We start from the raw sequence: 12100 nt of genomic DNA on the forward strand, positions 1-12100 counted from the left end.
CCGACGATTCTACCTGAGCGCGCGGCCCGGGGTCTCCGCGGACTCATAACGACCGGATGGGAGGATGGAGGCATGGCCCTCTCCGACGCTCCGCTGCTGCGCGCCCTCGCAGGCTCCCGCCCCGCTCACACCCCGGTGTGGTTCATGCGTCAGGCCGGCCGGTCGCTGCCCGAGTACCGCGAGCTGCGGGTCGGCACGCGGATGCTGGACGCCTGCCTCACGCCCGACCTGGCGGCCGAGATCACCCTGCAGCCCGTACGCCGGCACGGCGTCGACGCCGCCGTGTTCTTCAGCGACATCGTGATCCCGCTGCGTCTCGCGGGTGTCGAGGTCGAGATCGAGCCCGGGCGCGGGCCGGTGTTCGCGAACCCCGTGCGCACGGCATCCGATGTCGACCGGATCACGGCCATCGATCCGGAGTCGCTCGACGGGACCGCGATCGCCGAGGCCGTCCGCCTCGTCACCGCCGAGCTCGGAGACACCCCGCTGATCGGCTTCGCCGGCGCGCCGTTCACGCTCGCCGCCTACCTCGTCGAGGGCGGGCCGTCGAAGGAGCACCTGCGCGCACGGGCCATGATGCACGCCGATCCGGAGTCGTGGAACCGCCTCGCCGGCTGGCTCGCCCGGGTCTCGCGCCGGTTCCTCGAGACGCAGCGCGACGCCGGAGCATCCGTCGTGCAGCTCTTCGACAGCTGGGCGGGTTCGCTCAGCCCGGCCGACTACCGCGCGTTCGTCGCCCCGCACTCGCACGCGGCGCTGCAGGGCATCGGCATCCCGACCATCCACTTCGGCGTGGGGACCGGACCGTTCCTCGCCGACATGCGCCTCGACGGTGTGGCCGACGGCGTCGGCGTCGACTGGCGCCAGCCGCTCGACGAGGCCGCCGCGATCCTCGGACCGGATGTCACGGTGCAGGGCAACATCGATCCCGCGCTGCTCTCCGCGCCCTGGTCGGTGCTGGAGGCGCATGTGCGCGACGTGCTCGAGCGCGGTCGCGCCGCACGCGGCCACATCCTCAACCTCGGTCACGGCGTGCCGCCCGAGACCGACCCCGATCAGCTCACGCGCATCGTCGAACTGGTCCACGGCCAGCGCTGACGCCCGCGCGCGATCCGCAGATCGGACAGCCCGAAACGCCCCTCGGGGAGCGCAGCGCGGATGCGCTCGTCGCTGAACGGGCGTGATGGCCGGAGGCCGACGGGCACCTCCGGCGCGGGCGGCGCGGCTTCGCTCACTCCCTCGGCCAGCATCCGCGCCTGAGCCTTCGCGACCAGCGGGACGACCATGGCCCATTCCGTGAGCTGCGCGAGCACCCGGACGGTCCACACGGGCACGGGGAGGAACGCGGGACGACGCCCGGCGACCCGGGCGATGCGGCGGATGGCCTCGCCCAGCGTCACCTCGTCGACACCCACGACGGCGACCGTCGGGTCGGGGATGCGCCCCTCGAGAGCCGCGACCAGCACATCGACAGCGTCGTCGATCGGCACGGGGCGGGCGGTGCGCTCGCGGTAGCCGACGGTCCAGAACATGGGCAGGGTCCGCACGGCGCGCGTGACGTGATCGACCATGTGGTCGCCGGGGCCGTAGATCATGCCGGACTTGAGGATCGTGTGCGGGATGCCGGAACCGCGCACGATCTCCTCGGCCTCCCACTTGGACTCGTGGTAGCCGGAGCCGCAGTCGGGGCGTGCACGCAGGAAGCTGACCATCACGATCCGCCGGACACCGGCACGGCGCGCGGCCTCGACGACGGCCCTCGTCCCCTCGACGTGCACGCGCCGGAACGTCTGATCCCCGATCTCGCGGTTGATGCCGGCGCAGTGCGCCACCGTGTCGCATCCCTCGAAGGCGGCGGCGAGGGCGTCGACGTCGGTGATCTCCACTCCGCTGCGCCGGGAGATCACGACCGCGTCGTCGAGGCGCTCGGCCAGGTGCCGTCCGACGAATCCGGTGCCGCCGGTGATCGCAACTCTCATGATGTCGCTCCTTCGCTTATTAGCTATGCGGCTAAAGAGTATCTAGCGAAGATGCTATATTGCAAACATGGCAGATAGCGCGTCCGACATCTTCGCAGCGCTGGCGCATCCCACCCGGCGGCAGATCCTGCAGGATCTCAAGGCCGGCGAGCTCGCGGCCGGAGAGATCGCCTCGCGGTTCTCGGCGAGCGGGCCGACCATCTCCCGGCACCTGAGCGTGCTCCGTCAGGCCGGTCTCGTGAGTGAGCGGCGCGACGGCAACCGCATCCTCTACTCGCTCGTCGGCGAGCGGCTGGCGCTCTCCGTCGGCGACTTCCTCTCCACCGTGTGCCCCGAGCAGATCGTGCTGCGCGAGGTCCGCAAGCGAGGGCGCGGCACCGTGACGCCCGTCGAGGCCTGATCGGCGCCGATGCGAGAATTGACGGCATGACCGTCGACTCCTCGAGTGAACCCGCCGACCTCGCCGCTCGCGCCGCAGAGAAGCACGTCGTCGTCATCGGCGGCGGCGTCGGCGGTCTGATCGCGGCGCGCGAGTGCGCGAAGGTCGGCATGCGCGTCACGCTGCTCGAAGAGGCGGATGCTGTCGGCGGGGCGATCCGTCGAGCCGAGCTCGGCGGCGTCGTGGTGGATGCCGGGGCCGAGAGCTTCGCGACTCGGGGCGGTCACGTGCGCGCCCTGCTGCAGGAGCTCGGGCTGACCGATCGCATCGTCGCGCCCGAGGCCGGGAGCGCCTGGCTCGCCGGCATCCCCGGCGTCGGTGCGGCACCGCTGCCCGTCGGCGGCATCCTGGGCGTCCCCGCGAATCCGTTCCAGGACGACGTGCGTCGCGTCATCGGCTGGTCCGGTGCGTGGCGCGCCTACCTCGATCGCGTGCGCCCACCGCTGACGATCGGGCACCAGCTCAGCCTCGGCAAGCTCGTCGCGTCGCGCATGGGCGCCAAGGTCCGCGACCGCCTCGTCGCGCCCGTGACCACCGGCGTCTACTCCGCGTCGCCCGACGACGTCGATGTCGACGTCGCCGCCCCGGGTCTCAACGCCGCGCTCACGCGGGTCGGCTCCCTCTCCGGCGCCGTGCAGGCGCTCCGCGAAGGCGCCGCCGGTGCCGCGAAGGCTCCGGGTGCCGCGGTCGAGGGGCTGACCGGAGGCATGGGTGTGCTCGTCGATGCGCTGGTGGAGGACCTGGAGCGGCTCGGCGCCGAGGTGCGCACCGGCGTGCGCGTGCGGAGTCTTCGCAGGGCAGCTGCGACGTGGACGATCGACGCCGAGATCGAGCCGGATGCCGAGGCGGAGGCCGCCGAGGACGAGGTGCCGACGGAAGGGCTCTCGCTCGATGCGGATGCCGTCATCGTCGCCACGTCGGAGGAGGCCGCGCGCTCGCTCCTCATCTCCGGGGCCCCCGCACTCGCAGACGCCGCGCCGTCGTCGTCGCCGGAGATCGAGATCGTGACGCTGCTGCTCGACGCGTCGGGTCTGAGCCCCGCCCCGCGCGGAACGGGAGTCCTGACCGTGCCGGGCAGCCACATCGCGAAGGCTCTCACGCACTCCACCGCCAAGTGGGGCTGGCTGCGCGATGCCGCCGGCGGTCGGGAGATCGTGCGCGTCTCGTTCGGCGCGCAGGGCGAACCCGCGGCGACCGCGGATCTGAATGACGACGACGCCGCGCTGCTCGCACTGCGCGAGGCATCCGCCCTCCTCGGCGTGCCCCTCGCTCCCGCGAACCTCCTCGCCGCGCACCGGGCTCGCTATGTGCAGTCGCAGCCCGCGTCGATCATCGGCTCGGGCGAGCGGCGCGCGGCCGCACGCGCCGCCGTGCAGGCCGTGCCGGGTCTCGCGGTCGTGGGCGCCTGGCTCGCCGGCACCGGCCTCGCACAGGTCATCCCGGACGCGAAGGACGAGGCGGATCGCCTGCGCCGAGCCCTGTTGTGGGACTGATGAATCCCCATGTGTCAACCCCTCGGCCCTCTAGATGCCGAAATCGGCATACGGGGTTACGCTGAGTACCTGACCCGCAGGACTCGAACAACGTGAGGAGACCCCATGAAGGGGAAGATCGGACTCGTCGTAGGACTCGGCGTCGGCTACGTCCTCGGCACACGTGCCGGGCGCGAGCGCTATGAGCAGATCAAGACGCAGTGGCTGAAGCTCTACCACCTGGACCCCGTGCAGGAGCAGGTCGAGAAGGTCAAGGATTTCGTCGGTGACAAGGCTGCGGCCGTTCCCGGCGCGCTTTGGACGGGGGCCGTGAAGGTCGTCAAGTCCGTCAAGAGCAACGGCACCCCCGGGCAGAAGCTCGACGCCGTGATCGCCTCCGGCAAGGAGGCCGCGGAAGAGGTGGCCGAGGCCGCCGACGACGCCGTGGACGAAGTGAAGGCGAAGGCGAACACCTCCGCCGCGAAGCCGGCGACGAAGAAGCCTGCTCCGAAGAAGCCCGGCGCCTGAGATGCCTCGCGGATACCGGGACCGCGCCGATGACAGTCTGCTGACGCTGCTCGGCGACCTGCCCGAACTCGTCACGAATCTCGTCAAGGCCGAGGTCGACTCGGCCAAGGCGTGGATCTCGAAGACCGCGAAGGACGCCGGGATCGGTTCCGTCTGGTTCCTCGTCGCGCTGTTCTTCCTCTTCTGGGCCGTGCCGGTCATCCTCGTCTTCGCGATCGCCGGACTCTCGTCGTGGTGGCCGGTGTGGCTCTCGGCTCTGGCGGTCCTCGGCATCCTGATCGTCGCCGTGCTGCTGTTCGCGCTGCTCGGCATCCTGAAGTTCCGCAAGGTCCTCCGGCGTCAGAATCCCGCCCAGGCGGTCGCGGAGGACATCCGAATCGTGAAGGAGGCCGGCGATGACGAATTCTGAGTCGCTCGTACCGCGCACCGTCGTTCCCGCCGGCATCGTCGATCCGCGGGACTCCGCGCGCGCCGAGCTGAAGGCGGCGCTCGCCGCCATCGAGGTCAAGGGCAACATCCCCCGGCGCATCGAGAAGGCGTCGACGCGCGGCATCGCGAAGGCGCGCTCCTTCGCCGACCGCAACCCGATCGGCGCGGCTGCGGCCGTGATCGGGATCGCGGCGGCGGTGGGCGGGTTCGTCTGGGTCGTCGCCCGCGCGATCTCTCGCTGAGACCCCGCGTTCGCGGCACCTCCGCAAAGGGGGCAGACTGGAGACATGTCCGAAGCGCTCGAAGAGAACCCGTCCGGATTCACCCTCTGGGCCGTGTGGCGACGCAATCCCGATGTCCCCGTCACGGAGTCCGACTCGACCGAACTCGAGACGATCGTCTCGTACGTCGAGGACTCCGGCGTCACCGTACGCGGCTTCTACGACGTCTCGGGGCTGAAGGCCGACGCCGACCTCATGGTGTGGCTGCACGGCGAGACGGCCGAAGAGCTGCAGAAGACGCTCCGTCGTCTGCGCCGCACCGAGCTGCTGCGCTCCCTCCTCCCGGTCTGGAACGTCATGGGCGTGCACCGCGACGCCGAGTTCAACCGCGCACACGTGCCGGGGTTCCTCCGCGGCGTCGAGCCGAAGGACTGGCTCTGCCTGTACCCGTTCGTGCGCACCCCCGAGTGGTACCTGGCTCCCGAGGAGGAGCGTCGCAAGATGCTCGCCGATCACGGTCGCAAGGGCGCCGCGTTCACGGGCGTCATCGCGAACACCGTCGCCGCGTTCGCCCTGGGCGACTACGAGTGGCTGCTGCCGCTCGAGGCCGATGACGTCACGGAGCTCGTCGACCTCATGCGCGATCTCCGCTACACCGACGCGCGTCTCTACGTGAAGGAGGAGGTGCCCTTCTACACGGGGCGCCGTCTGCGCTTCGACGAGATCGCGGACGTGCTGCAGTAGGCCGCCCGATGAGCACCCCGATCCGCCTGGGAACCCGGCGCAGCGCGCTCGCGCAGGCGCAGTCCGGTCATGTCGCCGCCGCCCTCGAGAAGGTCTCCGGGCGTCCGGTCGAGCTCGTCCCGATCACGAGCGAGGGCGACACGAACCGTGCGTCGCTCTCCGAGATCGGCGGCCAGGGCATCTTCGCCACGCGTCTGCGGGAAGCGCTGTTCGCGGGGGAGTGCGACTTCCTCGTGCATTCGCTGAAGGACCTGCCGACCGCCATCCCCGACGGCCTCATGATCGCGGCGACGCCGAAGCGCGAGGACGCGCGCGATGTCGTGCTCACCCGCCTCGGGATCCCGCTGCACGAACTGCGGTCGGGTAGCACCGTGGGCACGGGGTCGCCGAGACGGATCGCCCAGGTGCATCGCCGGGCGCCGTACGCCGAGGTCGTCGACATCCGCGGGAACGTCGACTCCCGCCTCGCGCGGGTCGCGTCCGGCGAGCTGGACGCGGTGATCCTCGCCGCAGCGGGACTCTCCCGGCTCGGCGCGGAGTCGCGCCTCCGGCGGGAGGAGCTCGGCCTCGCCGAGTGGCCGACCGCACCGGGGCAGGGATCGCTGGCCGTCGAGACGCGGACGGACGCTCCGGCCGAGCTGCTTGCCGCACTCGCTGCCCTGGACGACGAGGAGACCCGTCTCGCCACCACCGTGGAGCGCGCTGTGCTGGAGGGACTGGATGCCGGATGTCAGGCTCCGATGGCCGCTCATGCGGTGGTCGAAGGGTCCGCGATCCGCGTCAGGACGGTCGTCTACGCCCCCGACGGGGGCCGTCGGATCGGCCTCGACGTCACGGAAGCCCTGAACGGGGAGTATATTCGTCGGAACGGCAGTGGCAATGGAGCGGATGCTGCCGATGGTGCAGACCCGATGCACGCAGCGCGCGAGCTCGGGTTCACTGTTGCCCGTCGGCTGCTCGATCAAGGGGCGGCTGGCCTCGTTTCCCGAGAGCAATCCCTATGACATCCGATTCGAAGCAGGACCTACCGCTGTACGGCTGGCGCATTCTCGTGCCCCGTGGCGGGCCGTGGGGCGACGGCGTCGCCGCCAGCCTCCGCGCCCAGGGCGCGGTGCCGGTCGTCGCACCCCTCATCAACTTCGCCCCGACCAATGACCAGGCCGCGCTCGACGTCGCGTTGGAGCAGCTGGCAGCCGGCGCCTTCGACTGGCTGACGATCACGAGCGCCACGACCGTCGACGTGCTGTTCGCACACCGCGCGGTGGTGCCGCGGACGACGAGGATCGCCGCGGTCGGCGAGACCACGGCGGCGGCTCTGCAGGCTGTCGGCTACGAGGTGACCCTGGTTCCGGCGCAGGACAACTCCGCCGAGGGGATGGCCGAGCAGCTGATCGCCCTCGAGACGGAGCCCCGCCGCATCCTCGCCCTGCGCAGCGAGATCGCGAAGCCGGTGCTCAGCACTCTGCTCTCGAACGCCGGACACGATGTCGCGAGCGTCGTCGCCTACCGCACGGTCGGGGTCCCGGTCACGGAGCGGATCCGCCGGGACGTCGAGAACGGCCGGATCAACGCGATCCTCGTGACGAGCGGCTCGGTCGCCGAACAGGTGCGCGAGCAGTTCCCCGAGATCCCCGACGAGACGCTGCTCGCAGCGATCGGCCCGCGCACCGCACGCGATGCTCAGAAGGCCGGCCTGCCGGTGTCTGTGGTCGCCGACCGCCAGACGGTCGACGCGCTCATCGATGCCGTCTCGCACTTCACGCTTCCGCACGCGGCCGACGAGTTCGCGCCGTGAGCTTCCCCGAGGTCCGCCTGAGGCGGCTGCGTCAGTCGCGCGCCGTGCGCGATCTGGTCCGTGAGACGTCGCTGGAGCCGCGTCAGCTCGTGCTGCCCCTGTTCGTGCGCGATGGCCTCTCCGAGCCCGTGGCGATCGGCTCGATGCCGGGTGTCGCGCAGCATTCGATCGACTCTCTCCGTGCGGCAGCCGTCGAAGCCGCGGAGGCGGGCGTCGGCGGCGTGATGCTGTTCGGCGTTCCCGCGGTGCGCGATGCCCGTGGTTCTGGCGCCGACGACCCGCAGGGCATCCTGAACGTCGCGACCGAGGCTCTGGCGGCCGAGGTCGGCGATGCCCTCGTCGTGCAGACGGATCTCTGCCTCGACGAGTTCACCGATCACGGGCACTGCGGTGTCCTCGACGCCGACGGTGCGGTCGACAACGATGCGACGCTGGAGCGCTACGCGTCGATGGCGCTCGCTCAGGCGCGGGCCGGATCGCAGCTGCTCGGCCTGTCCGGGATGATGGACGGCCAGGTCGCCGTGATCCGTGCGGCGCTCGACGCCGAGGGCTTCTCCGACACCCTGCTGCTGGCCTACGCCGCGAAGTACGCGAGCGCGTTCTACGGACCGTTCCGCGAGGCGGTGGACTCGCAGCTGAAGGGCGACCGTCGCACGTACCAGCTCGATCCCGGCAACCGTCGCGAGGGCGTGCGCGAGGCCGTCGTCGACGAGGCCGAGGGTGCGGACATCGTCATGGTCAAGCCGGCGATGGCGTTCCTCGACGTGCTGCGCGAGGTGCGTGACACCGTCCATATTCCGGTGTGGGCATACCAGGTGTCGGGCGAGTACGCGATGATCGAGGCCGCGTCCGCGAACGGATGGATCGACCGTCGCGCCGCCGTGCTGGAGTCGCTGCTCTCCATCCGCCGCGCGGGTGCCGACGCTGTTCTGACCTACTGGGCGACGGAAGCCGCCCGCTGGCTGCGCGCCTGAGGATCCGGCGCATTCTCTCGAAGGGCCCTGATGACCGACCGCAATGACGACCTGTTCTCCGCTGCCCGCGCGGTGATCCCCGGTGGGGTCAACTCGCCCGTGCGCGCGTACGGCTCGGTCGGCGGCACGCCGCGCTTCCTCGCCTCTGCGGCGGGGGCAAGGGTCACGGATGCCGCAGGTCGCGCCTACGTCGATCTCGTCGCCTCCTGGGGGCCGGCGCTGCTCGGGCACGCGCACCCCGAGGTCGTCGCCGCCGTGCAGGAGGCCGCCACCCGCGGGCTGTCGTTCGGCGCTCCGACCGAGGGCGAGGTGGAGCTGGCTGCGCTGATCGCCGACCGCGTGCGCTTCGGCGACATCCGTCCGGTCGAACGCGTGCGTCTGGTGTCGACCGGTACCGAGGCCACCATGACGGCGATCCGGCTGGCTCGCGGGGCCACGGGTCGCGATCTGCTCGTGAAGTTCGCAGGCAACTACCACGGGCACTCCGACGGGCTGCTCGCCGAGGCGGGCTCGGGTGTCGCGACCCTCGCTCTCCCCGGTTCGGCCGGTGTTCCGGCTCCCATCGCCGCCCAGACGCTGGTGATCGGATACAACGACCCGGAGGCCCTGGCGGCCGTGTTCGCCGAGCACGGCCCGCGCATCGCGGCCGTCATCGTCGAGGCCGCCGCGGCGAACATGGGTGTCGTCGCTCCTCTCCCGGGGTTCAACCGCCTCATCGCGGAGACCGCTCATGCTCACGGCGCGCTGATGATCCTCGACGAGGTGCTCACCGGATTCCGTGTGCACCCGGCCGGCTACTGGGGTCTGCAGGCCGCCGCCGGCGAGGACTACCTGCCGGACATCATCACGTTCGGCAAGGTCGTCGGCGGCGGGATGCCGCTGGCCGCGCTCGGCGGACGCGCTGAAGTCATGGATCTCCTCGCTCCGCTCGGGCCGGTCTACCAGGCGGGCACGCTCTCGGGCAATCCGCTCTCGGTCGCCGCGGGCCTGGCCACGCTGCACCTGGCCACGCCGGAGGTGTACGCGACCGTGGACGCGGCATCCGTCCGCCTTGCTGCCGCGCTCGACGCCGCGCTCGCGGATGCCGGGGTCACACACGCCGTGGCCACGGCGGGCAGCCTGTTCAATGCGTCGTTCCGCGCGACCGCCCCGCGGGACTACGCCGAGGCGCAGGCGCAGGAGTCGTTCCGCTACGCCCCGTTCTTCCACTCCATGCGCGAGCAGGGCGTGGCACTGCCGCCGAGCGTGTTCGAGGCATGGTTCCTCACGGCCGCGCACGGTGACGAGGAGTTGGAGCTCATCGAAGCCGCGCTCCCGGCCGCCGCCGCGGCCGCGGCATCCGCTCGGGCCTAGTCGGGGTCGCCAGCACGCCGGCACGCCGGCATGAGTTGGCCGGCAGGAGCGGGCCAGGAGGAGCTGGTCGGGGGATTCGCCGCTCAGACGAACATGACGCGTCGCGGTGCCATGTCGGTGTAGGTGCGCCCGAGCGGACTCGTCCACTCGATGTCTCCGCCGGGAAGCTGTCGCGCGGTCCACCGATATCGATCGTCTATGTCGGGATGCTTGAGCGCGTGGTGCCCCAGACACAAGTGGGAGAGGTTGTCGTTCGCCGTCGGCCCGCCTCTGGCGTGGTCGTGGTTGTGATCGATCTGGCAGCGCTGCGCCGGCATCCGACAGCCGGGGAACCGGCAGTGCTGGTCTCGCGCCCGCAGATGCCGACGCATCGCCTCGGTCGGCGAGTACGCGTCGGTCGCCGTCACCATCCCGGTGCGGTCGAGGAACAGGCGGGACCATCCGCCCGCGCGCGCAGCGAGGTCTCGCGCGATGTCGGGGTGCAGCGGACCGAATCCGTCGAACTCCGCCGGACGGTCATCGGCTCCGGCGAGGGTGGAGGCCGCGATGGTGACCTGGATCTGGGCGTGGATTCCATCGAGCCCTGTGCCGCTGGCTGCGACAGGATCGCTCGCGAGCAGCAGGTCCGTGAGCAGATCGGCGCGCACCTGATCGAGTGTGCGGTCGTCGGCCGGCACGTGCTCGATCCACGGGTCGGTCGTGTAGGTGTCTCCGCTGACGATGGAGTGCGCGTCGAGCGGGTCGTGATCGATGCGGTGTTCGTTGAGCGCAGGATCGTCCCGGTGCGGATCGTCGGCGGCGAGATCGCGCACGAACACGGCGTCGTCTCCGGAGTCGAGCGCGTCGGAGGAGAGGACAGGATCCTGCTCGTCGCGGGTGGTGATCACCTGCCGAGCGAGCCGCGTCAGCCGATCGAGGATCGCCGCGGCGAGATGCTCGGGCAGCACCACTTGGAGCAGTGCGAGGCCGTCGTCGAGCGAGCGCATCGTCACCGCGCGCTCGCCGCGCGCGCGTCGGTGACGCTCGACCAGGGTCTCTCCGGCCAGCGACGCGGCGATCTGCCGCACCATGGCCCGCGTGCGGCCGGGGGAGTCGTGTTCGGCGATCTCGAGGGCCGCGGCGTCGTAGAGACCCAGCGTCTCGGCATCCACCCGCCCCTCCCGCACGGCCAGTCGCACGATCATTCCCGCACGGACGATCTCGCGCACGTGGGCGGCCGTGATGTCTCCCCGCCGGAAGGACTCCTGCACAGCCGGATGCTCGGAGTCGAGCAGGCAGGCATCCGAGAACGCGTACTCGACGCTGCCTCGGGCCAGGCGTCCCGCCGCGGAGTACTCCGCGATCATGGAGCGGTGGATCGCGTCGCGGTGGTGCGGATGATCCTTCACATCTTGGTCGAGGATGCGCATCCGGTCGGCGAGGAACGAGGCCGCCTCGGCCTCGTTCATGGCGATCTGCCGGCGCTTCTCCACCCATGCGTCGAGCAACCGCTGACGCTGCTCGATGTCGCTTGTCGGAGAGGAGTTCATGCCTCTAGTATAGAACATATGTTCGAAAGTGCAAGAGGTGATTCGGGGCGACTGGTGCGATCCCACAACGGATCGTTGCGTTCCTGTGAGCAACTTCCAGACAACTGGGAGGGCCGCGCTGGCAGACTGGGGTCATGGTGACGTTGCTGCTGGACCAGACGCAACTGGAGGTCGTGCTCTCGCCGATCGAGCGTGCCGCCACCTTCCACCGGAGCAACCTCCGCGTCGTCCGCGACACCATCACCAAGGTGCAGCTCACGGAAGACGCCTGGACCTGGCTGCGCGGAGTGCCGAACCCCGGAACCCACATCCCCGGCGTGCTCGCCGCCGGCAGCTGGAAGGCTGCGGGCAGCCTCGACTTCGTGCTCATCCGTCGTCGTCGACCCGGTGTCGTGATCGACCTCGAGGGTGACGAGCAGTACCGTCGGCTGATCCTGAGCACGCGTCACGGTCTCGCGCTCACGCAGGCGCTCCGTCTCGACGTCTCGACCGAACCCGCAGACGTGGAGGAGATCGTCGCGACCGCGCCGACCCCCGTCTCGAAGGGCAGCCGCCGACCGGTCATCCGTCCGCGACCCGCCTGACCCGCCCGTTCATCGAGAAAGCCCTCCGCACCTTTCGGCGCGGAGGGCTTTCT

Annotated in this window: 14 protein-coding genes; 12 read left to right on the top strand and 2 right to left on the bottom strand. The window is 70.7% G+C overall.

The annotated features are described in order from the left end of the window. The first annotated feature begins 72 nt into the window (after positions 1 to 72). On the top strand, positions 73 to 1098 hold the full coding sequence (hemE, locus tag DC434_RS03245; RefSeq protein WP_116633809.1) for a uroporphyrinogen decarboxylase: 1026 nt from the start codon (positions 73 to 75) through the stop codon (positions 1096 to 1098). Here the strand turns inward: hemE and DC434_RS03250 are convergent. After that, positions 1056 to 1979, bottom strand: a complete 924-nt coding sequence (locus DC434_RS03250; protein ID WP_116633810.1) for an NAD(P)H-binding protein — start codon at positions 1977 to 1979, stop codon at positions 1056 to 1058. The genes hemE and DC434_RS03250 overlap by 43 nt on opposite strands. A gap of 67 nt (positions 1980 to 2046) precedes the next feature. Between DC434_RS03250 and DC434_RS03255 the strand changes: the two genes are divergently transcribed. The 10 genes from DC434_RS03255 (at position 2047) to DC434_RS03300 (ending at position 9934) form a co-directional block, all read left to right on the top strand. Beyond that, a complete protein-coding gene (locus tag DC434_RS03255) occupies positions 2047 to 2379 on the top strand; it encodes a metalloregulator ArsR/SmtB family transcription factor (RefSeq protein WP_116633811.1) in 333 nt (110 codons plus the stop codon). Positions 2380 to 2405: 26 nt separating this feature from the next. Continuing rightward, on the top strand, positions 2406 to 3911 hold the full coding sequence (locus tag DC434_RS03260) for an FAD-dependent oxidoreductase (protein ID WP_116633812.1): 1506 nt from the start codon (positions 2406 to 2408) through the stop codon (positions 3909 to 3911). A 105-nt stretch (positions 3912 to 4016) separates the two neighbouring features. Next, positions 4017 to 4418, top strand: a complete 402-nt coding sequence (locus tag DC434_RS03265; RefSeq protein WP_116633813.1) for a hypothetical protein — start codon at positions 4017 to 4019, stop codon at positions 4416 to 4418. A 1-nt stretch (position 4419) separates the two neighbouring features. After that, positions 4420 to 4827: a phage holin family protein gene (locus DC434_RS03270; protein ID WP_116633814.1), complete on the top strand. Its 408-nt coding sequence runs from the start codon at positions 4420 to 4422 to the stop codon at positions 4825 to 4827. Then, positions 4814 to 5089 (top strand): hypothetical protein, encoded by a 276-nt coding sequence (locus DC434_RS03275; RefSeq protein WP_116633815.1) that lies wholly within the window; start codon positions 4814 to 4816, stop codon positions 5087 to 5089. Before DC434_RS03270 ends, DC434_RS03275 begins: the two co-directional genes overlap by 14 nt. Positions 5090 to 5134: 45 nt before the next feature. Beyond that, positions 5135 to 5812: a hydrogen peroxide-dependent heme synthase gene (gene hemQ, locus DC434_RS03280; RefSeq protein ID WP_116633816.1), complete on the top strand. Its 678-nt coding sequence runs from the start codon at positions 5135 to 5137 to the stop codon at positions 5810 to 5812. Between the two features lie 8 nt (positions 5813 to 5820). Then, a complete protein-coding gene (gene hemC, locus DC434_RS03285; RefSeq protein WP_116633817.1) occupies positions 5821 to 6816 on the top strand; it encodes a hydroxymethylbilane synthase in 996 nt (331 codons plus the stop codon). After that, positions 6813 to 7607: a uroporphyrinogen-III synthase gene (locus DC434_RS03290; protein ID WP_116633818.1), complete on the top strand. Its 795-nt coding sequence runs from the start codon at positions 6813 to 6815 to the stop codon at positions 7605 to 7607. The genes hemC and DC434_RS03290 overlap by 4 nt, the downstream gene beginning before the upstream one ends. Continuing rightward, positions 7604 to 8581, top strand: a complete 978-nt coding sequence (hemB, locus tag DC434_RS03295; RefSeq protein ID WP_116633819.1) for a porphobilinogen synthase — start codon at positions 7604 to 7606, stop codon at positions 8579 to 8581. Before DC434_RS03290 ends, hemB begins: the two co-directional genes overlap by 4 nt. 30 nt (positions 8582 to 8611) lie before the next feature. Then, positions 8612 to 9934 carry a glutamate-1-semialdehyde 2,1-aminomutase gene (locus DC434_RS03300; RefSeq protein WP_116633820.1) on the top strand — a complete coding sequence of 441 codons (1323 nt, stop codon included), beginning with the start codon at positions 8612 to 8614 and terminating at the stop codon, positions 9932 to 9934. Between the two features lie 83 nt (positions 9935 to 10017). Here DC434_RS03300 and DC434_RS03305 read toward each other — a convergent pair whose 3' ends face one another. Then, on the bottom strand, positions 10018 to 11463 hold the full coding sequence (locus DC434_RS03305) for an HNH endonuclease signature motif containing protein (RefSeq protein ID WP_116633821.1): 1446 nt from the start codon (positions 11461 to 11463) through the stop codon (positions 10018 to 10020). Positions 11464 to 11597: 134 nt separating this feature from the next. Between DC434_RS03305 and DC434_RS03310 the strand changes: the two genes are divergently transcribed. Beyond that, positions 11598 to 12047, top strand: coding sequence for a hypothetical protein (locus DC434_RS03310; protein ID WP_116633822.1), 450 nt, complete (start codon positions 11598 to 11600; stop codon positions 12045 to 12047). Positions 12048 to 12100: the final 53 nt, after the last annotated feature.

The sequence above is a fragment of the Microbacterium sp. TPD7012 genome, assembly GCF_003075395.1.
Taxonomy (GTDB): domain Bacteria; phylum Actinomycetota; class Actinomycetes; order Actinomycetales; family Microbacteriaceae; genus Microbacterium.

Coding starts and splice junctions, on each gene's coding strand:
- DC434_RS03290 (WP_116633818.1), top strand. CDS start 6,813: ATGACATCCGATTCGAAGCAGGACCTACCGCTGTACGGCTGGCGCATT.
- DC434_RS03250 (WP_116633810.1), bottom strand. CDS start 1,979: ATGAGAGTTGCGATCACCGGCGGCACCGGATTCGTCGGACGGCACCTG.
- hemC (WP_116633817.1), top strand. CDS start 5,821: ATGAGCACCCCGATCCGCCTGGGAACCCGGCGCAGCGCGCTCGCGCAG.
- DC434_RS03300 (WP_116633820.1), top strand. CDS start 8,612: ATGACCGACCGCAATGACGACCTGTTCTCCGCTGCCCGCGCGGTGATC.
- DC434_RS03255 (WP_116633811.1), top strand. CDS start 2,047: ATGGCAGATAGCGCGTCCGACATCTTCGCAGCGCTGGCGCATCCCACC.
- hemE (WP_116633809.1), top strand. CDS start 73: ATGGCCCTCTCCGACGCTCCGCTGCTGCGCGCCCTCGCAGGCTCCCGC.
- DC434_RS03275 (WP_116633815.1), top strand. CDS start 4,814: ATGACGAATTCTGAGTCGCTCGTACCGCGCACCGTCGTTCCCGCCGGC.
- DC434_RS03260 (WP_116633812.1), top strand. CDS start 2,406: ATGACCGTCGACTCCTCGAGTGAACCCGCCGACCTCGCCGCTCGCGCC.
- DC434_RS03310 (WP_116633822.1), top strand. CDS start 11,598: ATGGTGACGTTGCTGCTGGACCAGACGCAACTGGAGGTCGTGCTCTCG.
- DC434_RS03265 (WP_116633813.1), top strand. CDS start 4,017: ATGAAGGGGAAGATCGGACTCGTCGTAGGACTCGGCGTCGGCTACGTC.
- DC434_RS03305 (WP_116633821.1), bottom strand. CDS start 11,463: ATGAACTCCTCTCCGACAAGCGACATCGAGCAGCGTCAGCGGTTGCTC.
- DC434_RS03270 (WP_116633814.1), top strand. CDS start 4,420: ATGCCTCGCGGATACCGGGACCGCGCCGATGACAGTCTGCTGACGCTG.
- hemQ (WP_116633816.1), top strand. CDS start 5,135: ATGTCCGAAGCGCTCGAAGAGAACCCGTCCGGATTCACCCTCTGGGCC.